Origin of the sequence: Acinetobacter gyllenbergii, from assembly GCF_001682515.1 — a bacterium.
GTDB classification, from domain to species: Bacteria; Pseudomonadota; Gammaproteobacteria; order Pseudomonadales; family Moraxellaceae; genus Acinetobacter; species Acinetobacter gyllenbergii.
This window is the reverse complement of record NZ_KV575264.1, coordinates 206,061-229,711: the sequence shown is the minus strand read 5'-3', so window position 1 is coordinate 229,711 and position 23,651 is coordinate 206,061. Positions and strand designations below refer to the sequence as shown.

21 protein-coding genes and 1 pseudogene are annotated in these 23,651 nt (G+C 38.7%); 11 read left to right on the top strand and 11 right to left on the bottom strand.

What is annotated here, in order from left to right; all coding sequences use genetic code 11:
- Positions 1 to 88: 88 nt before the first annotated feature.
- The 3 genes from NG55_RS12765 (at position 89) to NG55_RS12755 (ending at position 5,495) form a co-directional block, all read left to right on the top strand.
- Positions 89 to 3,193 carry an efflux RND transporter permease subunit gene (locus NG55_RS12765; RefSeq protein ID WP_065343471.1) on the top strand — a complete coding sequence of 1,035 codons (3,105 nt, stop codon included), beginning with the start codon at positions 89 to 91 and terminating at the stop codon, positions 3,191 to 3,193.
- A 293-nt stretch (positions 3,194 to 3,486) separates the two neighbouring features.
- Positions 3,487 to 4,824, top strand: a complete 1,338-nt coding sequence (mgtE, locus tag NG55_RS12760; RefSeq protein ID WP_065343470.1) for a magnesium transporter — start codon at positions 3,487 to 3,489, stop codon at positions 4,822 to 4,824.
- Positions 4,825 to 4,901: 77 nt separating this feature from the next.
- Positions 4,902 to 5,495, top strand: coding sequence for a DUF4112 domain-containing protein (locus tag NG55_RS12755; RefSeq protein WP_023271418.1), 594 nt, complete (start codon positions 4,902 to 4,904; stop codon positions 5,493 to 5,495).
- A gap of 58 nt (positions 5,496 to 5,553) precedes the next feature.
- On the opposite strand, the gene htpX is transcribed toward NG55_RS12755, so the two are convergent.
- Entirely contained in the window at positions 5,554 to 6,459 is a 906-nt protein-coding gene (gene htpX, locus NG55_RS12750) for a protease HtpX (protein WP_016543056.1), read from the bottom strand.
- Positions 6,460 to 6,676: 217 nt separating this feature from the next.
- Positions 6,677 to 7,555 carry a lytic transglycosylase domain-containing protein gene (locus NG55_RS12745; RefSeq protein ID WP_081401612.1) on the bottom strand — a complete coding sequence of 293 codons (879 nt, stop codon included), beginning with the start codon at positions 7,553 to 7,555 and terminating at the stop codon, positions 6,677 to 6,679.
- 497 nt (positions 7,556 to 8,052) lie between these two features.
- On the opposite strand from NG55_RS12745, the gene ttcA reads away from it, so the two are divergent.
- Together ttcA and NG55_RS12735 are read left to right on the top strand one after the other, a co-directional pair.
- Entirely contained in the window at positions 8,053 to 8,958 is a 906-nt protein-coding gene (ttcA, locus tag NG55_RS12740; RefSeq protein ID WP_004651954.1) for a tRNA 2-thiocytidine(32) synthetase TtcA, read from the top strand.
- Positions 8,959 to 9,155: 197 nt separating this feature from the next.
- Positions 9,156 to 9,539, top strand: a complete 384-nt coding sequence (locus NG55_RS12735; RefSeq protein WP_065343469.1) for an SCP2 sterol-binding domain-containing protein — start codon at positions 9,156 to 9,158, stop codon at positions 9,537 to 9,539.
- A 54-nt stretch (positions 9,540 to 9,593) separates the two neighbouring features.
- On the opposite strand, the gene NG55_RS12730 is transcribed toward NG55_RS12735, so the two are convergent.
- Complete coding sequence (locus tag NG55_RS12730; RefSeq protein WP_016660197.1) at positions 9,594 to 10,703, bottom strand: MltF family protein; 1,110 nt, start codon at positions 10,701 to 10,703, stop codon at positions 9,594 to 9,596.
- Positions 10,704 to 11,076: 373 nt separating this feature from the next.
- On the opposite strand from NG55_RS12730, the gene greB reads away from it, so the two are divergent.
- Positions 11,077 to 11,565, top strand: coding sequence for a transcription elongation factor GreB (greB, locus tag NG55_RS12725; protein ID WP_005202026.1), 489 nt, complete (start codon positions 11,077 to 11,079; stop codon positions 11,563 to 11,565).
- A 383-nt stretch (positions 11,566 to 11,948) separates the two neighbouring features.
- Positions 11,949 to 13,160: a tyrosine-type recombinase/integrase gene (locus NG55_RS12715; protein WP_065343468.1), complete on the top strand. Its 1,212-nt coding sequence runs from the start codon at positions 11,949 to 11,951 to the stop codon at positions 13,158 to 13,160.
- A 127-nt stretch (positions 13,161 to 13,287) separates the two neighbouring features.
- Here NG55_RS12715 and NG55_RS12710 read toward each other — a convergent pair whose 3' ends face one another.
- The 7 genes and pseudogenes from NG55_RS12710 to NG55_RS12685 all read right to left on the bottom strand — a co-directional run bounded on the left by NG55_RS12710 (position 13,288) and on the right by NG55_RS12685 (position 17,503).
- The gene (locus NG55_RS12710) at positions 13,288 to 13,704 is read right to left on the bottom strand and encodes a hypothetical protein (RefSeq protein ID WP_065343467.1); all 417 of its coding nucleotides are present in this window, start codon (positions 13,702 to 13,704) and stop codon (positions 13,288 to 13,290) included.
- A gap of 138 nt (positions 13,705 to 13,842) precedes the next feature.
- Positions 13,843 to 13,929: pseudogene (locus tag NG55_RS20660) on the bottom strand (helix-turn-helix transcriptional regulator); the annotation flags it as partial.
- Positions 13,930 to 13,983: 54 nt separating this feature from the next.
- Positions 13,984 to 14,247, bottom strand: a complete 264-nt coding sequence (locus NG55_RS12705) for a Txe/YoeB family addiction module toxin (protein WP_065343466.1) — start codon at positions 14,245 to 14,247, stop codon at positions 13,984 to 13,986.
- Positions 14,231 to 14,494, bottom strand: a complete 264-nt coding sequence (locus NG55_RS12700) for a type II toxin-antitoxin system Phd/YefM family antitoxin (protein WP_065343465.1) — start codon at positions 14,492 to 14,494, stop codon at positions 14,231 to 14,233. The genes NG55_RS12705 and NG55_RS12700 overlap by 17 nt, the downstream gene beginning before the upstream one ends.
- Positions 14,495 to 14,902: 408 nt before the next feature.
- The gene (locus tag NG55_RS12695) at positions 14,903 to 15,169 is read right to left on the bottom strand and encodes a helix-turn-helix transcriptional regulator (RefSeq protein WP_065343464.1); all 267 of its coding nucleotides are present in this window, start codon (positions 15,167 to 15,169) and stop codon (positions 14,903 to 14,905) included.
- Between the two features lie 79 nt (positions 15,170 to 15,248).
- Entirely contained in the window at positions 15,249 to 16,292 is a 1,044-nt protein-coding gene (locus tag NG55_RS12690) for a hypothetical protein (RefSeq protein WP_065343463.1), read from the bottom strand.
- A complete protein-coding gene (locus tag NG55_RS12685) occupies positions 16,292 to 17,503 on the bottom strand; it encodes an inovirus-type Gp2 protein (protein WP_065343462.1) in 1,212 nt (403 codons plus the stop codon). Before NG55_RS12685 ends, NG55_RS12690 begins: the two co-directional genes overlap by 1 nt.
- A 938-nt stretch (positions 17,504 to 18,441) precedes the next feature.
- On the opposite strand from NG55_RS12685, the gene NG55_RS12680 reads away from it, so the two are divergent.
- Positions 18,442 to 19,278, top strand: coding sequence for a hypothetical protein (locus NG55_RS12680; protein WP_065343461.1), 837 nt, complete (start codon positions 18,442 to 18,444; stop codon positions 19,276 to 19,278).
- Between the two features lie 23 nt (positions 19,279 to 19,301).
- Here the strand turns inward: NG55_RS12680 and NG55_RS12675 are convergent, their stop codons facing one another.
- A complete protein-coding gene (locus NG55_RS12675; RefSeq protein ID WP_065343460.1) occupies positions 19,302 to 19,622 on the bottom strand; it encodes a pyrimidine/purine nucleoside phosphorylase in 321 nt (106 codons plus the stop codon).
- A 516-nt stretch (positions 19,623 to 20,138) separates the two neighbouring features.
- On the opposite strand from NG55_RS12675, the gene cpaA reads away from it, so the two are divergent.
- The 3 genes from cpaA (at position 20,139) to NG55_RS12660 (ending at position 23,642) form a co-directional block, all read left to right on the top strand.
- On the top strand, positions 20,139 to 21,917 hold the full coding sequence (gene cpaA / locus NG55_RS12670; protein ID WP_065343459.1) for a metalloendopeptidase CpaA: 1,779 nt from the start codon (positions 20,139 to 20,141) through the stop codon (positions 21,915 to 21,917).
- A 15-nt stretch (positions 21,918 to 21,932) separates the two neighbouring features.
- On the top strand, positions 21,933 to 22,562 hold the full coding sequence (gene cpaB, locus NG55_RS12665; protein ID WP_065343458.1) for a metalloprotease secretion chaperone CpaB: 630 nt from the start codon (positions 21,933 to 21,935) through the stop codon (positions 22,560 to 22,562).
- Positions 22,563 to 23,384: 822 nt separating this feature from the next.
- On the top strand, positions 23,385 to 23,642 hold the full coding sequence (locus NG55_RS12660; RefSeq protein WP_065343457.1) for a hypothetical protein: 258 nt from the start codon (positions 23,385 to 23,387) through the stop codon (positions 23,640 to 23,642).
- The last annotated feature ends 9 nt before the right edge of the window (positions 23,643 to 23,651 follow it).

Genomic DNA, 23,651 nt, shown 5'->3' with positions numbered 1-23,651 from the left:
AGCTCAGTAATGATCGTAGATCGAAAGTATTCGTTTTTTAGCTATCTTTTTGAAAAATTGACTGTTTCTAGAATGGAATAAAACAGCCATGTTATCTAAGTTTTTTATTCATCGCCCGATCTTTGCTGGTGTACTGGCAATCATAGTCATGGCTGTCGGTCTGTTTTCAATTCTAAAATTGCCAGTGGAGCGTTATCCCGATATTGCACCGCCACGAATTACGGTTGCGGCAAATTATAGTGGTGCAGATGCACAAGCAGTTGAAGACAGTGTTACCCAAGTTTTAGAACAACAAATTAAAGGTATTGATCATCTGCTGTATTTCAACTCGAGCAGTGATGCCAGTGGTAATAGCCGAATCAGCTTGTTCTTTGACCAAGGTACAGATCCAGATCAAGCACAGGTTCAGGTGCAAAATGCGATTAATGGCGCGATCAATCGCTTACCAGAAGATGTACAACGACAAGGCGTCAATGTCCGCAAGTCGCTGAGCGATTCATTTATGGTGATTGGTCTGGGAGATAAATCAGGGCGTTCAACCAATTTAGATATTTCAGATTATTTAACCAATAACTTTGAGTTAAATCTCAGTCGAATCGAAGGCATTGGCGAGGTCAGTGTATTCGGGTCGCAATATGCCATGCGTATTTGGCTCGACCCACAGCGCCTAGAACGTTATCAATTACAAGTCAGTGATGTTCGTTCAGCCTTGGAAAATCAGAATGCACAGGTAGCAGCAGGTGCGATTGGAGATTTACCTGCCGCTCAAGATCAATATTTAAATGCCAAAGTCACCTCAGGTTCTTTATTACGAACACCAGAACAGTTTGAAAATATCATTGTCAAAGCCAATACAGATGGCAGCTTTGTCTATTTAAAAGATGTCGCTCGTGTCGAAGTCGGTGCTGAAAACTATCAGGTGTTTAACCGTCTAAATGGTTATCCCGCATCGGGGCTTTCACTGTCCTTGACGGTTGGGGCCAATGTAATGCAGGTTGCCGATGCGGTGTATAAGGAAGTGGCACGCTTAGAAAAAGCGCTCCCTGAAGGCTATTTTGTGGTCTATCCACGCGATGATACACCTTTCGTAAAAGAGTCGATGTCGCAAGTGGTATCAACCTTGATTGAAGCCATTGGGCTGGTGGTCTTGGTGATGTTTATCTTCCTGCAAAACTGGCGAGCTACTTTAATTCCCGCGGTTACTGTGCCCGTGGTGATTCTTGGAACTTTCGCCGTTTTAGCGGTTTTAGGGATGAGCATCAATACCCTGACTTTGTTTGCGATGGTACTGGCGATTGGTTTGTTGGTTGATGATGCGATTGTGGTGGTGGAGAACGTGGAGCGGCTGATGCATGAACAGCAACTCAGTGCCAAGCAAGCCTCAATTCAGTCCATGCATGAGATTAGTGGTGCCTTGGTCGGGATTACTTTGGTACTGACCGCCGTATTTATTCCAATGTCTTTCTTTAGTGGCGCAACAGGGATTATTTACCGCCAATTCTCAATTACGCTTGTGGTTGCCATGGGACTTTCCTTGCTGGTGGCTTTGATTCTAACCCCTGCCTTATGTGCGATTTTATTAAAGCCTCAGCACAAACAGGCACGTTGGGCGATCAAGTTCAATCAGGGTTTGGACTATATTAAAACGCGTTATCTTCGTGCTTCACAAAAAGTCATTAACTTAAAAACCATTTCGCTGTTGGGGATCGTACTACTGATCGGTAGTTTTATTTGGGTTTATCGTGATTTGCCAACCAGCTTTTTACCACAAGAAGATCAAGGCTTGTTAGGCGTTCAATTCCGTTTACCGGAAGGGACACCGATGAGCAAGACCGAAGAGGTCGGAAAACAAATTTCAGATTATTTCCTTGAACATGAAAAGGCCAACCTGAATGGCGTGATGGTGATTCATGGGCGTAACTTTTCAGGAACAGGACAAAATCTGGGGCAGGCTTTTGTTTCATTAAAACATTGGAATGATCGCAAAGGTACAGAAAACAGCGCTCAGCAGATTCGTGCGCGTGCAATGAAGTATTTTTCACAAAATAATCAAGCGCGTATTATGGTGCTGATGCCTTCTGTTATCCGTGGTTTAGGTAACTCTGACAAAATGGAGTTTTGGCTGCAGGACACCAAAGGCTTAGGTCGAGAAAGCTTATTGAGCTCTTTCCGAAGTTTACAACAAGAGGGTAATGCACTGCCTTCGGTCGAAAATCTAGATAAAAAGGGCAACGATGATCAGGCGGTACTGAATATCAAGATTGATCATAAAGCAGCGATGATTCATGGTCTCAATGTCAGTGAAATTAACCGCACACTCTCGACGGCATGGAGTGGTAGTTATATCAATGACTTTATTGATCGTGGACGAATTAAACGCGTCTATTTGCAGGGGGATGCGCCGTATCGTTCGAAGCCCGAAGACCTGAATTACTGGTATGTCAAAAATGCCAATGGGCAGATGGTGCCATTCTCACAATTTAGTCAGATTAATTGGCAAGGTGCGCCACCGATGTTGGAGCGCTTTATGGGTTATCCTGCGATCAGCTTGGAAGCAGATGCAGCAAATGGCTTTAGTAGTGGGCAGGGGATGCAGGCCATTCGTGGTTTAGTCGATAAAATGCCAGACGTGGGACTAGAATGGAGTGGCTTGTCTTATCAGGAACAGGAGTCCAGTAATCAGGCAATCTGGTTATATCTGGTGTCTGTGGCCTTTATTTTCCTCTGTCTTGCTGCACTGTATGAAAGCTGGTCAATTCCTTCAGTGGTCATGGCCGCGATTCCGCTCGGGATTGGCGGAACCATTTTGTTTAGTTATTGGTTTGGTTTTGCCAATGATATCTACTTCCAGATTGCGTTACTGACCACTATTGGCCTATCTTGTAAAAATGCCATTTTAATGGTGGAGTTCGCAGCAAGTTTGCAGCAGCAAGGCCAGACTGCACTGGACGCTGCTTTACATGCTGCGGGTCTCCGTCTCAGACCGATTTTGATGACCTCGATTGCCTTCGGCGCGGGTGTGATTCCATTGATGTTCTCTAGTGGTGCAGGCGCATTAAGCCGACAAGCGATTGGCTATAGTGTGTTTGGTGGCGTGGTGTTTGGTACAATTCTGGTGCTGATCTTTATTCCGTTTATGTACGTGTTGGTCAGAACCATGTTTAAGCCAAAAGTAAAAATTGAAACGGCTTAAGCACAGTCAAAATCAGCGGCAGCAATGAACAATTCGTTCCATTCATCAAGGTTCGAATTGTTCATTTTTGTTGTCTAAGTTGAGAATATAAAAAAATATTTGTAGTATTGCGATGCCGCATAAGCGGTTGAATGAGGTTTGATCTCCCAAATGGACACGCAGAGTTGTAGTTTATTTCAAATTACACATTTTTATCTTGATTCACATCTGAATGAAGCTCCCTATTCGACAGTAAAATAATACGCTGCGTCTAGTCACCTTCATTGCAGATGTTTTGTAGTGAAGAGGCAGACATGAGCTACAATAATTTTTTGTATTTATTAAACGACGCACTTAAAAATAATCATATTGATCTTGCATTGGCATCGGTTGAAACCTTTCAGGCGGTGGATATTGCCGATGTATTAACGCAACTTGCGGTTGAGCAGAGTCAATTACTGCTGACGCATTTACCCGATCGGGCCTATGTCTTTTCCTATCTTCCCCCTAGTGAACAGGTCAAACTGGCCCAAGCCATGCCTAGAAATGTCTTGGCTGAATTGATTGGTGAAATGTCATCGGACAAACGTGCTGACGTATTCAAATGTTTGGATGAAGAACAACAAAATGCGTTGTTGCCTGCTTTGGCGCAAGCGGAACGCGAAGATATTCGCCAATTGTCTTCCTATTTAGAGGGCACAGCAGGGGCGATTATGAGCTCCGAATATGCGACTTTAAAACCGAATATGACGGTCAATGATGCAATTAAAATGTTGCGTCTTGAAGCACCAGATACCGAAATGATCTATTTTGCTTATGTGTTGGATGAAGCACGTAAAATTCTGGGTGTATTGTCTTTAAAACAACTGATTCTTGCACCTGAAGAGCAAAATATTAACCAGTTGATGGAGACCAATGTCTTAACCGCTTATGTCGATACCGACCAAGATGAAGTGGCAAAAACCATTGCTCGTTATGACTTGCTTGCATTGCCAATTATTGATCATCAACAGATGATGGTCGGGATCGTCACCTACGATGATGCGATGGATGTGGCGAGTGAAGAAGCAACCGAAGACTTCTTAAAAGTTGGTGCGGTCAATGCATCATCTAAGCTCAGTATTAAATCTGCGCCCATTCTACAACTTTACCAGAAACGGGTGTTTTGGTTGGTTTTCTTGGTCTTTGGTAGCTTGCTGTCGGGGATCGGTATTGCCCACTATGAAGATGTCATTGCCAAAAATCTGGTATTGGTGTTCTTTTTACCTTTATTGGTGGGAAGTGGCGGGAATGCTGGATCTCAATCTTCGACCTTGATGGTGCGTGCCTTAGCCACAGGCGATGTGCAGTTCAAAGACTGGTTTCATTTGTTAGGACGAGAAAGCTTAGTGGCATTATGTTTAGGTGGCACCATGGCGGTTGCAGTGTCATTGTTGGGCTATTTCCGTGGTGATGAGATGGTGGCCTTGGTACTGGCACTGAGTATGATGGGGATTGTACTGATGGGCTGTCTGATTGGTATGAGCTTGCCGTTTATTTTAAATAAGGCTGGACTTGACCCTGCCAGTGCTTCTGCGCCGTTGGTCACCTCAATTTGTGATGCGACAGGGGTATTGGTGTATTTATTTATCGCGTCGATGATTTTATTCTGATTGGTAATAATAATTGTACCGACAAAATGGAAAATCTGCTTTATTCTCAAGCATAAACATCGTTTTAGGTTGTATGAATGACAGCTCCAACAGAACAAAAAAAATTAACTCAGCAGCAAGCCATCGCTGTAGAGCGTGATTTAGCCAAATTTGCCAACACCATGGATAGTTTGGTACGGATTCCTTTTACCAAACAGGGAGTCGGGGCCGATGCTGCATTGAGTACTATTCCTTTTGCTGGCGATATCGCGGGTTTTGTTTTGACACTATATGCCTTTAAAAAAGCCAGAGAAGTGGGCGTACCGCAACATAAACTCAAAGGTGTGCTTAAGCTGGCAATTATGGATATGCTGGTCGGATTTGTTCCCATTGTCGGCACTGTATTCGATGTCTTTATTCGACCAAGCCGCAGGACACTGGAAATCGTACATGCGCATATCCGTGAAGAGTATCAGGTGCATAGTGATATTCATGTGGTGCATCCATTTCTACACGAATCACTGGAACAAAAGCAGAAAACATCAGCTTTTTGGCGTAATCCGATCGTGAGTTGGATTTGGTTAAGAATCCCCGATTTATTGGGTATTGCTGTGCTGATTTTATTGGTTGTCGCGGTGTGGGCTGGTTTTAGCTATCTATGGCAATTTTATCAGTCTTTTCAAGCCCACTAGATTTTTAAGCAAAAATAAAGCCTCCATGATGGAGGCTTTATCATTTATCTGATACTGATTATTGAACATTTAATTGCTGTAAGGCAGCAACACGTTGTTCAATAGTTGGGTGGGTTTGGAATAAAGCCGCTAAGCTAAAGCCTTGTTCCTTACCTTCCGCAATCGCAAATGCTTTCATTTCTTTCGGCATTTGGTCTGGCATTTCTGATTCTGCTTGTAAACGAAGCAGGGCAGAGATCATTGCTTGTTTACCTGCTAAACGGGCACCAGCTTCGTCTGCGCGGTATTCACGTTGACGAGAGAACCACATCACAATCGCAGAGGCCATAATACCGAATACGATGTCGAGTACGATGGTAATGGCAAAATAAGCAAGACCTGGTGCTTCACCTTCTTCACGACCGAACACATTGCGGTCAATAAAGTCACCTGCAATACGAGCAAAGAACATGACAAAGGCGTTCACTACACCTTGAATCAATGCAAGGGTCACCATGTCGCCGTTGGCAACGTGACCAATTTCGTGTGCGAGTACTGCACGAAGTTCATCTTTGTTCATGCGCTCAAGTAGACCTGTTGAAACAGCTACCAGGGCGTCATTTTTATTCCAACCTGTCGCAAATGCATTGGATTGGTAAGAAGGGAAAATACCGACTTCAGGCATTTTAATACCTGCACGTTGCGATAATTGCGCGACTTCTTGTAATAACCAAGCTTCTGCTTGACTACGAGGTGCATTTGGGTCGATTAATTCAGTTCCAGTGGTTTTTTTCGCCATCCACTTCGACATGAATAAGGAAATTAAAGAACCTACCATACCAAAGACAAAACAGATGACCAGTAGGTTGCCTAGATTCAAGCCACCCGCGCCATGGTAACTACCGACACCGAAGAGTGACAAGATAATGCCAGCTACAACCAGTACCGCGAGGTTGGTTAGCAAGAACAAACCAATCCGCATCATTGAGAAAACCCTCTTATAAAGAAAAAGTGATCTGATTTATAAATTATAAATCATAACGCTAATATGCAGGGCGAATTGTAAAAATTCAAGCAAAAAGTGGGCACAGATACATTTAGCCTATAAAACGATGAATTGGCTATGAAACAGTGACTTAAATGAAATTTTGTCTAAAAAATATCAGGCAAAATCATTCTGCGAGAATAGCTGGCCTGAATTGTTAATCACTGAGGCGTATTCTGGCAGAAGCAGTGGCATTGGTCGTGGTATATGTTCCTGATGGTGCATCGGTAAAGGTACCATCGTCAAGGGTAATAATTTGGCGATTATATTGCCTTGGGGCTGGTGTGGTTTCAGTCGTTTCATTGGCAGGGGCTGTGTAATTTGCCGATTGGGCCAATACTTGGGCATTTGTAGGTGCGTTGTTGGAAGTATTGAGCGAGTTGCCTAAGCCTGAGGCATAAAGATTTTGATAACGGCTGGTCACACGACGCACATAATCTTGGGTTTCACGAAATGGTGGAATGCCACCATATTTATCCACATTGCCTTCACCTGCATTATAGGCTGCAATCGCCAGTCGGGTATCGCCATTAAAGCGTTTAAGTAACCAGCTCAGATAACGTGCACCTGCAAAGATGTTTTGTTGTGGGTCATAGGCATTATTGACATTGAAGCGGCGTGCTGTGGCAGGCATGAGCTGCATCAGGCCTTGGGCACCTACCGGTGAGCGTGCATTAATATTAAAACCTGATTCGGTATGCATAACGGCTTTAATTAAGCCTTCTGAAATACCATGTTGTTGTGCTGCTTGGCGAATCAGGTGATCAAAGGCATTTTTATTACGGCTATAGCTTGGCAGTACTGAGGCCTCACTGGCGCCCCAGTTGCTATAACTATGGATATTACTGTCTGGATAATAGGTGGCTTTAATCACTTTTAAATGACTGTATTCGGCTTTTTTCTTATTGGTGAGCAGGGTAGTGCCATTATTGTCTTTAAATTGATAAATGGTCTGCCCCGCATAACTTGAAGTTATGCCATTAAAAAAACCGATTGTCCCCAAGCAAAGGGTAAAAAAATACGTTGTTTTGTTCATCATTATAATATTCACGAAAGGATGAGCATAAGTTCTTCACAGCAGTTTAACAAAAAAAAGTAAAAAAAGAACTTTGGCTACAATTTTTTTATTTTTGGCTGTCGGACAAAAAGCAAGTCTTTTTGTTCGAATGTTCAGCAAAAAAAATTAAAATATTTTTTTTAAAAACCAAGTCTTGACTTATGTAACTAGTTGATTTTATTTTAATAAAATCATTGGTTAAAAAATGATCAATCTAATGGGAAGCCTTATTTTAAGATAAAAACAGTTTGTCAATAGCGAAGAAATCCACAAATTTATCCACAGCTTTTGTGGACAACTGTGGAAAAGTTTGAAATATAAGCAATCTAGGCCAATTTGACATTTTTTGATCAGAATTTTACCAGTATGAAACTGAAATATGACGATTGAAAGAAATTGAAAAATTCTTTAGATGCGCATTTTTTCGGAATGAGATAAAATCTTGCGGTATTTTTGTTTATGAGTAAATCACGTCTATGTACGCGCCAGTGGAGTCCAATCAAGGATTTAATTTCAAGCCAGAACTACCGACAAGTTCAGCGTATTATCGTCTATTGAAAAAGCTTCGTCGTCAGGTTGGGCATGCAATTCGTGATTACAACATGATCGAAGATGGCGATAAAGTCATGGTCTGCGTGTCTGGTGGTAAAGACAGCTATACCTTGCTCGATATCTTGTTGCAGTTTAAACGTATTGCACCGATCAATTTTGATATCGTTGCGGTGAATCTTGACCAGAAACAACCGGGATTCCCAGAAGATGTATTGCCACGTTATATGGAAGAAAACAATATTCCGTATTACATTCTGGAAAAAGACACCTATACCATTACCAAACGTTTAACCCCAGAAGGTAAAACCTATTGTGCAGTGTGCTCACGCCTGCGCCGTGGCTCGCTTTATGGCTTTGCACAAGAAATTGGTGCAACCAAAGTCGCGTTGGGTCATCACCGTGATGACATTATGGCAACCTTCTTTTTGAATTTATTCCATGGTGGTAGCTTAAAGGCAATGCCGCCAAAATTACTTTCTTCAGATAAAAAGAATATTTTGATTCGTCCTTTGGCTTATGTCGAAGAAAAAGACATTATCAAATATGCTGAGTTACGCCAGTTCCCGATTATTCCGTGTAACTTATGTGGTTCACAAGAAAATCTACAGCGCGCCATTATTAATGATATGTTGCGTGAATGGGATAAACAGCATCCGAAGCGCTTACACAGTATTTTTGGTGCCTTACAGAATGTTTCTCCCTCGCAATTGGCGGATCGTGAGCTATTCGATTTTGAAGCATTGGATGGTCAACGTGAATTTGACATGAAAGATCCAGAAGAGCTGAAAAATCGTTTGGATGTGGTGAATCTGAGTTTTGCTGCTGAGTAAAGTGTAAAACTTTTTTTAAAAGGTACTGCTTAAGTACCTTTTTTTTATAAAAAATTTAAAAATTGAATCACGCGTACAAAAAATCATAGCCTAAATTAAAAATTACATGCTATAACAGGGCACAAGCAAATTGCTTCATGAGATGTCGTCTGGATAGATGGCACAAGAAATTGAACAAATACATTTGAGGAATAATCATGGCTGCATTTTTAACTGATGATTGGTTTGCAACTGTTGAAAAACTGACTGCTGAAGCTGGTGATTTAAATTTACCACCAGCACTTGCGAATTTAGCGATTAACTTGGTTGTAACAGATGCAGCAGGTAATACTGAATTGGCTTTAGATGCAGGTAAAATCCAAAAAGGTTTATCTTCAAATGCGAAAACAACTTTGAACATGGATGCTGAAACTTTACGTAAAGTATTCTTGGAGTTTGACATGGCTGCTGCAATGCAAGCATTCATGACAGGTAAAATCAAAGTACAAGGCGATATGTCACAACTTATGGCTTTACAAACAGCGAAGCCAAGCCAAGAACAAAAAGATTTATTTAAGAAAGTACTTGAGCAAACAGTTTAATTACTGTTGCCATAAAAAAAAGCTTACCCAGTGGTAAGCTTTTTTTATCTCTATTTAGACATCAATACGGCTATTGGTTTTGAGGTGTTCTAAATAAGTACGGATACGCGTTACATATTGTACCGCTTGCTTATAGCGACCATTTCGCGCTTGGTTGCGTTGTAAATAGTCATATAAGTTGACCCATTGATTCGGGTCTTTGCCTTGTGCACGAATACGTTTTTGAATCTGGCTGACTGCGCCAGGTCCCATATTATATGCCACTAAGGCGTACCAGTTACGATCTGGATAAGGTACATTGCCAAATTGGTCTAGCATCAGATCAAAATATTTCGCACCGCCTTGAATACTTTGCAGAGGATCTGAGCGGTTGCTCACACCCATTGCCTTGGCTGTACTATTGGTCAACATCATTAAACCACGGACACCAGTGGGAGAAACTGAGCTTGGTTTAAGATAAGACTCTTGATAGCCAATTGCTGCGAGTAAGTGCCAATCTAAATTGTATTTAGACGCGCTTTGTTTAAAGCTGGCCTTATAAATCGGTAAGCGTTGTTTCAAATCTCTTTGAATGGTTGACCACGACTCTGGTTTAACCACATTGCGGTTATAGAACGAGGCCAATTGCTGGGTCATACCCGATTGCTTACTTTGACAGATAAAACCACTTGCGGTCAGGGTGAGCGGATCATCAGCTTGTTTGAATACCCAGTTTAACTGAGGATTTAAACCATTTTTGCTCAAACTTGCTTGGTCACCACAACTTGCTGAAAATGAAACCAGTTGTTTACTTTCAATTGCAGCCAGATTCGCTGTGGTCATCGCGATATTCGCTTTACCTTGTGCAACCCATTTCAATGCCGTGGCATTGTCGGGAACCGTTTTAAAATCGAGCTTTACATTTAAACTTTGTGCGTATTTACGCGCTAAATCGTAACCAAAACCATGTAGGAATTCACCTTCTTTAAACACTGTTGTTGGGGTTTCAACCGCAACCACTGTTAAAATATTGGTGTTCACAATCGTGTTGTATTGATGTGATTTTTCAGCATTCAAGCTATTGAAAGGAAGGATGGCTACTCCTAAGGCTAAAGCTTGAAAAGGTCGTTTGGAAGATAAAGAGTTAAGGCTAGGCCTCGACCCAGAACTTGAATTACTGTGCATGTTGTCTCCGCTACAGATAATTTATGCCCAAAAAGTTCAGCAAAACACTGCCTTAACTTTTAAAAGTTGATAAATTCAATAAGGGGTGGGCAAATCATGAACGTCATTCAAAATGACATTGATTAAAGGGAAAAATGATGCAAATGTTTCACAACATTTACAAAGTGTATAAAAAATAAACAAAAACAAACTTAGGGGCGCATATTAAGCGGCAAAACTAAGAATGTCAAATTTTGCACAATAAAAAACTGAGAGTTGCATCACAAACCTATGATTTGGAAAAGAATAAAATTTATACACTTTAGTGGTGGCGAAATAAGGAATACAATGCAAAAACTTGTAAATGGACTGTTGTATTAACGTATTTGGGCTTATGAAATCGAATTTAATTACGCGTACTGGACATGATTTATTGGTCGCCGAGCTCAAAAAGCTTTGGCATGATGAACGTCCTGAGATCACCAAGAAAGTGAATTGGGCCGCTAGCCTTGGAGATCGATCTGAAAATGCAGATTATCAATATAATAAACAAATACTTAGAAAGATTGATCGTCGGGTCCGTTACTTAGGAAAGCGTTTAGAAGAATTAAAAATTGTTGACTATGTACCTGAGCAGGAGGGGAAAGTCTACTTTGGTGCTTGGGTTGAAATTGAAAATGATGCAGGGGAGCAAAAAAAATTGCGTTTGGTGGGGGTCGATGAAATTTACGATCATCACCCGCAACATATTTCGATTGAGTCACCAATGGCCCGTGCTTTACTGGGGAAACAAGTGGATGATGAAGTAGAAGTACATACACCCTTGGGAAAAAAACTGTGGTATATCAATTCCATTCGCTATGAAAAACCTGAAAATGCTTAAAATTACAGGCTGTTGATTTTATTTTGAGCGGTTGATGCATTATTTTGAATAAAAGATTTGCCAAGTTGAACTTTTATTTATATGATAGCCGCCATTGGAAGCGTGGCAGAGCGGTTGGAAGCGTGAAGCGTGGCAGAGCGGTTTAATGCACCGGTCTTGAAAACCGACGAGGGTGTGAGTCCTCCGTGAGTTCGAATCTCACCGCTTCCGCCACATTGAAGTTTCTGACACTGTTTAACACTGCATAAGTTATTGACTTATAAGGTTAAAGTTAGAAACGAAACGATATGACAAGCTGTGACGCACTACGCCAATCAGTAGTTATAAAGTAGTAAAAAATGCAGTAAGATAATTTCTTACTGCATTTTTTTTGTTTATACGCTATGACTGCACGTGGAATCAATAAACTGACTGCTTTACAAGTTAAAAAAGCAAAAGCAAGTCCTGATAAAATGTATAAGCTTCCTGATGGGGGCAATCTTTACTTACGTATTGACTCTAGTGGCAGCAAATACTGGATTTTTAATTATACTCGGCCATATATTGGCAAACGCAATGATTTGTCTTTAGGGACGTATCCAGAAGTCACTTTAGAAGAAGCACGAAATATTCGTGATGAATATAAAAAATTGATCAAACAGGGCATTGATCCAGCAACAGTACGTTTAGAGACTAAAAATCAAAAATTGAAAGAAGCGGAACATACGTTTCGTGTAGTTAGTGCAGAATGGCTTAAAAAACGAGAATTAGAAGGTAAACAAGACGAGGAAACACTTCGTCGATTAAATCATGATGCGTATCCTTACATTGGAGATATGAGTTTTCCTCAGCTCACCTTAGATGTACTAGAAGTCAAAGTATTCCAGCGTATTATAGAGCGCGGTGCCTTATCGGTAGCTAAACGATTAAAGTCAGATTTGAACCAAATCTTTAAATCGGCTAGAAAAAAGAAGCTAATCCAATATAACCCAATAGAAGATATTGAATTACCTAATCCACAAGGTGGAAATTTTGCAGCAGTGACAGAAGAGCAGGACTTAGCTCCATTGCTGAATAAAATTTGGAACTATTCATCATTACATGCTAGATGCTTAATCACTACACAGGTTGCATTAAAACTTTCAGTATTAACTTTTCAAAGACCTGGTGAAATCAGAAAACTTAAAAAGAGTTACTACTATCCTGAAGAGCGATGCTTTAAATTTATAGCTAGTAAAACCAAGCAACAGCACGTAGTTCCATTGTCAGATCAAGCTTATGAATTGGTTGAGTCGATTATTGATCTTTATCCACATAGTGAATACCTATTTGTTGGACGTGATGCAAAGAGTTATCTATCAGACAATACCATCAATACGGCTTTAAAACGCTTAGGGTATGGTGGTAAACAAACAGCACACGGCTTAAGAGCAACAGCAAGGACAATGCTTGATGAGATTCTTGAGCAACGTGTGGATTTTATTGAGCATCAACTGGCGCATAAGGTTAAAGACAATAATGGTACTGCATACAATCGAACAAAGTTCCTGAATAACCGTCGGGAGATGATGCAAGAATGGGCTGACTATTTAGAATCTTTCCTTGAGCTAAATTAGTTAAAGAGGGTATCTACTAATTAAACTTGTTATGCTTTCTTAATGTTCAGTATTAACCTAAAACTACTTGCACAGCTAACAAGGCAATAGTTAATTAAAGAGAAACCCTAATTGAATAAAATAGTGTCTAAATTAATTTCTGACATAGGTTTTTATCTTTTTCTAGCTTGATATTAATATCTTTTACTGAATCTAAAGGAAGAGATTTGCAGTCAACGGCATAATCACCTAAAGGGTATTTGGTATAACATTGTTCTGAAGCTGTTTTATAATCAGCACCTTGGTTTTTTAGGGTATTGATACATAGATCATTTTTCTTAGATACAATCTCAAATTGTTCCTGACAACGTAGGCTCCATGTATCATTGTAGTATTGATATGCTTGATCAATACATGTGTCATATTTTTCTTGTTTAATTTCGAGTTGCTTATTTTTTTCTTTTTGGATGCTTGGTAAATAAATAACATATCTATAAAAGAAAGCAGAACCAATCAAAAGCAGAGCAATGGATATTGAAAAAGTGAGAGTTTTTGATTTGAGCATATGTATTATTTACGATGATTTATAAATATATTTATTCTATCTTAAAGATGATAGTTTATTGTACTAATTCAGAAACAAAGTACGATATTAATTTAAGAATTTTAATAAAACAGCCTGCTATCGATAGGCTGTTTTGATTTATGCAGCTTTTAGCTCCTTCAGTTCAAGCCAATCATTTATCTGGCTTTCAGTCCAAGTGGGTATACTTGCTGTTAAGTAGGTGGGTTATGTAGTAAATGTTTTATGTAAAGAAGGCCTAACATTAAGTTAGGCCTTCTTTTATTCGTAGTGATAACGACAAGAAATGATAGTTATCGCTACCTCAGTTGCTTCATAGACTAATCTATTTTTTTCATCTATTCGTCTGCTCCAAAACCCAGCTAAATCACCGAGTAATGGTTCAGGCTTGCCAATACCGTCAAAGGGAGTACGAAGACACTCTTTGATTAATGTATTGATGCGCTTAAGAGTCTTTTTGTCTTGGCTTTGCCAGTACACATAATCTTCCCAAGCTGTTGGAGTAAAACTAGTCTTCCGTTTCATCTAAAAGTTCTCTTTCGATTGCTTTAGATGCCCGTAATTCTGCAATTGATTTCGATAGGTGTGCTGCGTTACTTGGAGAAGACATGAGGTGCAATGTTTCCATTATACTATTGTAATAGTCTTGTCCCATTACAACTGCATGTTGACCTTCTTTCCTCGTAATTACTGCAACATCTGAATCATCAATAACACGGTCTAAAACAGTTTTCAGATTATTGCGAGCATCGGTATAAGTGAAAATTTGCATAGTCTTAATTTTCCTATTACTCAAGCATTACAAGTCATTAATTACGATCTGTAGGATATTCGCCACTATATTTTGACATTTCATTTAGCACTATTTTGGTCACTTTTTAGATACATTGATCATTACATTTGGACACTATGGCTGGCTGTATTTGCATCATTCATTTCTGGGCATTAATTTAGATACTTAGGTAGACACTAGTTAGCTTATTACTCTTACAATTGCGACTAAGCATACTAACTATAAGTCTAATTAATTAAAGTGTCAATATTCTGTACAGACAATATTTTGTACATAATCTACAGATGGAAGGAAAAAGCTGTACCAAAGTCGCTGTGCTTTGAGGTATTGATGTTTTAATTATGGATATAAATACAAATAGCCTGTCATAAGACAGGCTATTTCAGTTTATGCAGCTTTAAGCTCCTTCAGTTCAAGCCAAGCATTTATCTGGCTTTCAGTCCAAGTGGGCATACTTGCTGTTAAGTAGGTGGGTTCTGGGAAATCACCTCGTCGAATCATCTTCCAAAATGTCGACTCTGCGATATTCAATAATCCCTTACTCGCAGGCTTGTGTGAGAGCTTTCTTCTACGGCCCTTCCGATCAACATAGTCCTTTGCAGGACGTTCAGGATAGTTGACGAGGTCTTTTACACGGTAGCGCTTTTCAATCATATCTTTGTACCTATTCAATCAGCAATCTTTGCTGATACAAATACCGTTGAGATTTATTGTATTCTCGACGGTATCCAAGTTATTCGGCTAATGCCTTGTCTGCTGGGGTATTGCTGTATATAAAAGGCTCTTCGGCTTGATAGAACACCTCAAATGAGGGTTTATTATCAAAAATCCGAACATAGTGGTCCGTACCAATAAAATAAGCCTTGAGAATCTGAAGTCGTTTACCAATATTGATTTGATTGACGTTATAGAAAATTGGCGTCATCACATTTGGTAGAGGAGTCCATGCCGAGTGAATTAATCCAGTCTGGTCGATGAATTGATTTAGACTTTGATAAATTATGGTTTCTTCAAAAGGTATGAAATCACTTGTTTTTCTGGCAACAAAGAAAAATAAGTTAAGATTCACCTGTTGAAAATGAGTGGCTTCCCATTTACCAACAATAGCCAGAATATTTGCCTTTTTAGTGTCATGAGCAACTGCAACGATCTCTTGAATATGATGATCGAATAGCAAATAAGTTCTGTTTAGATCCTCATGACTGATTTTGCCGACATCATTGATCAAGGTCATACAATAAACATCAAAAGAGCGTGTCATTCCCAACAGCTTGGTTATGAAGTCTTCATAAAGCCAATGTCCCTTTCTTTGCTCTCGTATCCATGCTTTTTCCAGGCTTTTATGTTTCTGAGTCAAAATAAGCATTTTGTAATGCGCCATATACATATCAACCGCAACTTCAAAGTTGGGATGTAAATGATCCATCATAGGCAACCGATGTTGTTCTATAAGATCCTTTTGCAATTGAATCTTGGGAGCAAGTTGAACACATGGAACTGTCCCAAGAATATATGGATTAGTTTTCATTCCATTTAGGGCTGCACAGAATCTGAGCCCAAAAGGCAGCAATTGCAACGTTGGGGCATCACCAAAACTTCGCATCACTTTAAAAACCTTGCTAGATTTTTTGTTTTCCATCTCTGTCCCTAAAGTATCAATCTCACGCAGTGTGGCTTGATGAGATGTTGCCAAGGACAAAGAACCAGGCATAGGTACGTGTTGAGGATTTATACTCGTAAGGAAGTGCTCAGCATAAAATAATTCGAATTTATCCATTAGCGTTTCCCCTTATAGAACTTCTTGACAGAATCAAAAGTTAGAGGTGTACTTTGTTTCTCACGAGGTCTGCCAAGCCCTGATTTCTCTTTAGGAGCTACACTTTTTTGGATGGTACGAAAGCAGGTGAGTGGTCCAAAAAGAAAATATTGATCAGCCTTTGTTAAATAGGCGAGACAACGACACAAATTATGAATTTTTTCATGATCGTCATAAGAGATCGTTCCTGTACAAGGATATTTATAATCTGAGCTGTTCCGATTGCAATTATGATAAGTACCTCTGCCATTGGTAAGCTTGACCCAATGTTGACCAATATTCTCAGCCCACTTCACATCTTTTTGATGATCGTGCCCATCCAGTAGAAAGATACAATGCACATGCTGTCCCTTGTACGGCCCGTGCTCAAATTTCAAATAGTATCCAATAATTTCTTTCAATATAGGATCAGAGCGGAAATCACCAAGCAACTGTTCTACATCTGCTTTAATGGTCATTAGACAATGTACATTGTGTCTAGGACTATTAAAGTCTGGAGAGGTATTGGTCAGCTCGGAAATATCATATTTGTAGTAGAGGTCTAAACGAAGCACCAGCAGTTTACTGTGAGTGTTTAAATATTTACCCAACCATTTAACACTGCCACGGTAATTCTTACGGCAGTGCTTTCTACGTTTTCTGAGTTCACGTTTAGTTTCAGGACCTAACATGTTCTCTCGGATACGGTTTACAAATAGGTTTATTCGCTGAATTATTTCGATATGACAAGGTTCTAAAGGAACACCAGCAGGAGGAAGCATCTGTAATAACGGCGTGTCTGGATAAGCTGATGTGGCATCAGCATAACAGAGAATCTCCCTCCCAACTTTAAAATGTCCTGACTTAAATAAAATACATTGATCAAAAGTACTGCGAGATGGTTCAAACCATGGTGCATATTGATAGGTAACAATTTCACCTTTAGCAGTCCTTTTGGTCTGAAGCACAATTGCAGGAGTTTCATTTTCCGCACAATTGATGGATAGACGAGAGATAGCTGTCATCGTTGTGTATTGACGTTCATCTGGTACCCTCAGATGAAAAGGTACGTTATCAAAGGACTGGAGGTTGAATAAGTCCAATTCACGCTCATCCAGTAACTCTCGATCCGATAACTCAAAACAACCAGCAGCAGAGAGAGCTTGAGCAAGCGGGTTAAAGGGAAGGTTCATATAATTCCTCTTAGCAGAATTTTAGGCAATAGAGTGCCTGCATTGATGATTCAAAAGTCATCAATGGCGGTTAATCAAAGAGGATATTCATCGGTTCGAATTATTTAGGCATGAGAAAACTCCAGACGCAATTCATAGTAAATGCGTAATTGATTTTCTGCTAAGAATGGGCTAGTTTGTATTGGCTTCAATGTCTGAGTTTATGTGTGATTCACTCATTCATATGATAGTGATAACAATCAATGAGTTTGATCGACTGGAATCTCTCCAACTCATTTCAATATCTAATAAATATATCCATATAAATATTATTAATAAATAAGTATTAATATATTCATATAAATATTACTAATATATAAGTATTAATATATTAATTAAAATTAATAACCCGAACTCTTAAGCGCCAATAAATCGAAAATCCATATGGATATCCATTGCGTTTTCATTCGTTTGTTGCGTTGATCACTTCAATAGTTAGTGTCCTTTTCAGAAATGGTTGAGGTGCAAAATATGTATTTGATGATCGGGGATTAGCAGGTCCAAGCATTAATTTTCCATAGCAGATCATCAGCAAAAGCGAGTAGCTCATGAGCACTAGTGTACTGGATTAAATAGTGAGTTTTATTTTCAGTAAAATCTAAAAAGATTTGGCTAGCGTCATATTTTTATTATTGATTTTTAAAGGTTATTTCAATGATTCTTTTATGGGTTAAATTTATGTTTACAACTGAGATAATCAGTGATTTGATGTAGCTTGAAGTGTGATTTGGATGATTAGCTAGATCAATTCAAGCCAATAACCGAGTGGTTGAAGGTATTAATATTAAAACTCAATATGATTCTCTAAGCGGTATAGAGCTTGATAGTAAATTGTTGAAATACAATTGAAAGATATTAACTTAAATGGTACGGGTACTAACTTTAGATTAGGTGAATAAGTGGATGTAGGTATTCCAAGCAAAGAAGAGTTGAATCAATTAGAGCGACATCTCTATGCTCAGGCATTTTATTGCTTTGGTGTTGGAGCTGATCAGGAGGTTTATGCCGAGATTGAAAAGCGAGAGATTTTAGAAAAGTTAAGTGAAGGGGTGCAGGCTGTCAAATATGCAATATGTACCAATAGTATTCTATTAGCTGAAATAATGAATACACTTCATCAATTGCAAGAAAATATAGATGATACAGCTGACCTAGATCAAAAAGTTGAAACATTGAAGTTATTATTTAACAAATATAGTGATACTTTCAGTGAATTATATGGATTACCCAGTGCTTTTATAGATCGAGTGAAGGGAAGTCGGGGGGCTAATAAGCGTAATCGTAATTATCTAAATCGAAAATATGAGATTTTTTACAAGATCTTAGGACAAGAAGTTGCAGCACAGGGTAAATTTAAAAATGCTAAACAGGCGGTTGAACATGTTATAAATGAGGTCGAGCTTGCCTTTAAAGAATTTGATTATCACTATGCTTCAGAAAGAATAAACGAAATAAAGAAAAAAATTGAAGATGAAAGACAAGCGCTTGAAAAGTTTAAAGTATCCAAGTCTCCAGCTTTTTCTATAAGGCCAAAATCAACTACGAAACGAATTGAGAAGCTTGAAGAAGATTTAGAGAAGTGGTCTGAAGCCTTAAAAAAGGACGAATTGTATTCGAAATTTCCTAGTATCTTTTTGCTTAAGCCAGATGATTTTATTGATGACATATTAGCCAGAAAACTTAGAAAGCAGGAAGTGCTTTATGCTCAAGTTGTAGAAAAAACATCAAAAACTTAAATTTAATCTTTTGGATTTAAGTGTTATTCAAAATGACAAACATAATCTACGACTTCACTGGTCTGAATCTTGAATTGGCTATTAGCTGGGATTTGAAAAGATTCGCCTGAAGCATAGATTTGCATTTCAGGATCATCACCAACTATAACAGAGCATTGTCCGGATATTATTTCAATACGTTCAGCTAAATGAGTCTTAAAGGTGAGAGGATCATCGGATGGAAGAATGACACCTAAAGTTTTTTTGGTTCCATCTTTTAATACAAGAATGTGGCTAATGGATGTGCCATTAAAATGAACATTAGCTTTCTTCTTAATCGAAACAAAATCGAATTGCTCAGACACAGTTGCGTTCCTAGTTTTTATAGTAGATTAGGATGAATATTAATGATTTGCAGTAGCTCATTTCAATATTTTTAATATGCAGAGAAACTAAGTAATTGTAATACTGATTAAAATATATTTTTAAGTGTGTTTAATAACCTAAACGTATCGATATCCTAAAAATATCCTCTATATCGCTAATTATCATTTGTTTGATGCTCTACTTTTGGAAATACATCAAAGGTCAGGATGTTATAATCAATCTAAGAGAAAAAGAATTTTTACATTTAGATTTAAATTTTCGTGGTCTATTGCTCATTTTTTAGTTCAATCCCATATAACAACAAGCTTGGCAAAATTTCTATAGCCTATTTGGATATCTAATCATTTGTTTTGAATGGATAATCAGATTTTTAAGAAAGTGAGATTTTGGTAAGATATTGATTGTTAATTTTATTTTTTGAAATTGAATGTTGAGCTGGATTGCACTTCTTGCTATTGTGTATGTGCAAAAAAAGCACAAAATAGGAAGAATAAATGAATTTAAGTCTTAGAGTGATTTGCATAGCTGGACTAGTAACTGCTTCAGCAGTTTATGCTTCTACTACATTATCCCCAAATCAAAATACGAATAGTGGCAATATACCAACTGGTTATGCTGATCTAAAATTTGTTTTAGCAAATGGCAATTGGGTAAAAAATATTTATTTGCCAAATAATGCGAATAACTTAGACAAGGTAACCATTCAATCAACTGCGGGCTATAAAAGCTATTTAGATACTTCAAACACAAACTTACCTATTGAAGTGCTGGAAATACAAAGTGGAGACACTTTTCAATTTGTCTACAATTCCTCATCGAAGAAATGGGTTGCTCAACTTGCTACTGTAAGCCCAAGTAATAATTCGCAAATTGAACAAATCGTCTTGAGTAATGTTAAATTACAGCAGGTTTCACTTGCCGATGGAAAGTGGGCAAAAACAATTGTTTTGCCAACGAATGTGATGGACGGTGCATTAGTTCAAATCGTTTCGACGGCGGCTTATGCTTCTGAAATTTCGAAAGATAACTTACTTTTTGCGAGTAGTTATAATCTAAATAATGGCAGTGAATACTGGCTCAAATATAATGCTGCTTTACAGAAATGGGTTCCTGAGTTTATTAAACCCGTGAAAATAAACGTTAAGGATATTGGAGCAAGCTTAAATGCTGTAACGACACCTGTAACGGAAGTTAATTTTGCAGATGCAAATTGGGTTTCAAATTTCACATTGCCAACTACTGCAAATGATCGTGATCGTATCATTATTAAATCAACAGCAACTTGGGCTGCAAAAATTAATAATACGAATACCAATAGTGGTGCGACATTGAGTCTGAAAACTGGTGACCAATATGAGTTTATGTATGTAACAGATAAGGCTCATTGGGTTCTAATGTCTGCTCCAACAAAAACTATTAGTTCAAGCAGTGCAATTGCTTCAACTTTACCCAATATGACTCAGCCTACACTCAAAGTGAATATTTCTGATTCTAATTGGAAACAAAGCATCAATTTACCGACAACTGCACAGGTTGGCGATAAGGTCATTTTGTCATCCACAGCTGGCACAGATAGTTTTATTACAGCTGCCAACGGCTTATCCACAACAATTAAGACGGGTGAAAATCGTCGATTTATTTTTACCGCTCAAGGTTGGGTAACTGATAGTTATACCATCGATATGTTGCTAGTCAACAGTCCAGAAGTTTCTACGATTCTGGGTGAAAGTGCATCAAAACTTCGTATGATTGAAGGATTGAATTTAACCAATTTAACTGCGGAAAATTCATCAGCCAAATTTTATTTAAGACAAACAGGCTATTTAACTTATAAAATTCCTGCATCAACTTTATTAGATGCGATCAATGTTGGGCGTTCGGATACAACTGTTCAAGCGGAGCGTAAACGTGTCTTAGCGGATGGAGTGTATTACCAAGGAAATGAGCCTGGCGCTGGCGGCTGTGGTTGGGCTTGGATCAATGCGAGTTCATATAACATGATCGGTGCTAATGATATTGCTGGCTGTTCAGTTGCAGCAATGCGTCATGAAGTCGGTCATAACTTAGGTTTGTATCATGGTGACTCAACCAATATCGGTTCAGGTTTTTCTCATCCATTGGGGAGCACTGCTTTGGGTGGAAATAACTTAAACTTTTATTCGAGCCCATATCTTTATAACCCTAAATACGGCGTACGCTTAGGTGAAGAAGGTAAGAAAGATGCTGTTAGTGTCATTAATGCTAACGTTATCCGAATCTCACAATACAATTAAGTTGTTTTCAAACATATGAAGCATTATAAAATTTTAACTTTACTTGCAGTCACGTTTATCGTGACTGTGGGTTTATTTGTTTTTTTTAAGCCAGATCAAGCTGGGGCATCTACACAGAATGGCTCAAGTCAAGAATCGAATCGTTTTAGTTCCTCTGATCAATCCACATCTAATTTTCCGCGAGACAATTTGAATATTTCAAAACAGGAGTTAGAAAGTGCAAAGAAAGAAATGGTCTTGTTTCATGAAATTCAAGACAATGATTTGAAAAATAGTGAAGCCTTACCACTCTCTAAAAGCAATAAAGGAATGGCTATTAACTATAATCAAAATATCATTGAAACCAAAAGCATAGGAGATGTGGTTAAGTTCCAAATGCTTGAGTATGGACTCAATCGTAGTGGGAAAATTGTTGAAATTGAAAAAGTAGATGATGATATCTTACGTTGGCGTGGCGAGTTTGAACAAGGTATACCAGAACGAAACTATTTTACGATTACTCAAAGTCAAAAAGATCAATATACGATTATTCAAATTTATAGTGATAAAGGAAACTATACAGCCGAGATCAAAAATGGGCAGGGTATTGTGCAAGTGATGGATCAAGGTGTTGAAGATAAAGAATTGCATGCACATGATGACTAAAACATGGATGTATTTGAGGTTTTTACATAAATTGAATATGTATGATGATTTGAGATATTCTTCACTTCAGCCCTGACATGATCTATTTATAAGAGTCTTCTAAATTGCTAAAAATACCAAGCGATGACTTGGTATTTGTTTACTTATTTTTTTTCTACTACAATTTTTGAAAAACCAGGCTAGAGTAATTTTGTATTTTAAGAAACGAGATAGGTCTAATATAAGACGAATTGAGTTTGTATTTTATTCATTTAAATCTTAAAGATTGACACCCTCTCTATCGCTGATTATCCTTTGTTTGCTGGCCTACATTGCCAGTCGGTTTTGACAGACCGTTTTCATACAGCACATCAGATTTACTCCTTCTGAGGGGGAAGTCTGTGTGAAACCCACTCGTCCCCCTCACGTTGCGGTAGGGCGGGAAGGGGACACCCTAGGGTGTGCTGGGTCTGTATGTCCAGTCTGTCAACCCCTTTTCGTTCTGCCACCCTAATCAATTGACAGTGATTTGGTAGAACTTCTATTACATACAGGAGTCCGCCATGCGTACTATTTCTATTCTTAACTTCTTCTTTTCTTCTCACTATTTGTCTGTGCTTGATCGCAGAACATAGCTTCTGCTGATTTCACTGAAATCTTTATGACGATTGAAAGCAATAATGAACTTGGGATTTACCCAGGATAAGTCATGTCTGGGCTTTATAAAAACAACTTCATTGATTTCGTTCTAATCTTAATTAAAGCAATTTCACTTACACATTACCTCAGTGAAGCCATATCCGAATATGGACTGGCATGCATATGTATTGATAAGAGGAAGAGATGAGATTAACACGATTATTTTTATTATTCGGCTGCGCCTTACTCACAGCCTGTAGCAGTTCATTTGAATCCGAGTTTAAAGATGGTTGCCGTAACTTTGGCGGCAATCGAAGTTTCTGTTCCTGTAGCTATGACAATGTTGAAAAGCACTACGGTGTAGATCGGCTGAAACAGATCAAAGAGCCATGGCAATTCCCTGAAGACTGGGAGGATAAAGTTCAACAAGCAGGCTTTGCCTGTATGGCGAAATTGAAATAGGGAGCTGAA

Bases quoted from the DNA above. Each gene is read 5' to 3' on its own strand.
- NG55_RS12765 (WP_065343471.1), top strand. From the start codon at position 89: ATGTTATCTAAGTTTTTTATTCATCGCCCGATCTTTGCTGGTGTACTG.
- mgtE (WP_065343470.1), top strand. From the start codon at position 3,487: ATGAGCTACAATAATTTTTTGTATTTATTAAACGACGCACTTAAAAAT.
- NG55_RS12755 (WP_023271418.1), top strand. From the start codon at position 4,902: ATGACAGCTCCAACAGAACAAAAAAAATTAACTCAGCAGCAAGCCATC.
- htpX (WP_016543056.1), bottom strand. From the start codon at position 6,459: ATGATGCGGATTGGTTTGTTCTTGCTAACCAACCTCGCGGTACTGGTT.
- NG55_RS12745 (WP_081401612.1), bottom strand. From the start codon at position 7,555: ATGAACAAAACAACGTATTTTTTTACCCTTTGCTTGGGGACAATCGGT.
- ttcA (WP_004651954.1), top strand. From the start codon at position 8,053: ATGTACGCGCCAGTGGAGTCCAATCAAGGATTTAATTTCAAGCCAGAA.
- NG55_RS12735 (WP_065343469.1), top strand. From the start codon at position 9,156: ATGGCTGCATTTTTAACTGATGATTGGTTTGCAACTGTTGAAAAACTG.
- NG55_RS12730 (WP_016660197.1), bottom strand. From the start codon at position 10,703: ATGCACAGTAATTCAAGTTCTGGGTCGAGGCCTAGCCTTAACTCTTTA.
- greB (WP_005202026.1), top strand. From the start codon at position 11,077: ATGAAATCGAATTTAATTACGCGTACTGGACATGATTTATTGGTCGCC.
- NG55_RS12715 (WP_065343468.1), top strand. From the start codon at position 11,949: ATGACTGCACGTGGAATCAATAAACTGACTGCTTTACAAGTTAAAAAA.
- NG55_RS12710 (WP_065343467.1), bottom strand. From the start codon at position 13,704: ATGCTCAAATCAAAAACTCTCACTTTTTCAATATCCATTGCTCTGCTT.
- NG55_RS12705 (WP_065343466.1), bottom strand. From the start codon at position 14,247: ATGAAACGGAAGACTAGTTTTACTCCAACAGCTTGGGAAGATTATGTG.
- NG55_RS12700 (WP_065343465.1), bottom strand. From the start codon at position 14,494: ATGCAAATTTTCACTTATACCGATGCTCGCAATAATCTGAAAACTGTT.
- NG55_RS12695 (WP_065343464.1), bottom strand. From the start codon at position 15,169: ATGATTGAAAAGCGCTACCGTGTAAAAGACCTCGTCAACTATCCTGAA.
- NG55_RS12690 (WP_065343463.1), bottom strand. From the start codon at position 16,292: ATGGATAAATTCGAATTATTTTATGCTGAGCACTTCCTTACGAGTATA.
- NG55_RS12685 (WP_065343462.1), bottom strand. From the start codon at position 17,503: ATGAACCTTCCCTTTAACCCGCTTGCTCAAGCTCTCTCTGCTGCTGGT.
- cpaA (WP_065343459.1), top strand. From the start codon at position 20,139: ATGAATTTAAGTCTTAGAGTGATTTGCATAGCTGGACTAGTAACTGCT.
- cpaB (WP_065343458.1), top strand. From the start codon at position 21,933: ATGAAGCATTATAAAATTTTAACTTTACTTGCAGTCACGTTTATCGTG.
- NG55_RS12660 (WP_065343457.1), top strand. From the start codon at position 23,385: ATGAGATTAACACGATTATTTTTATTATTCGGCTGCGCCTTACTCACA.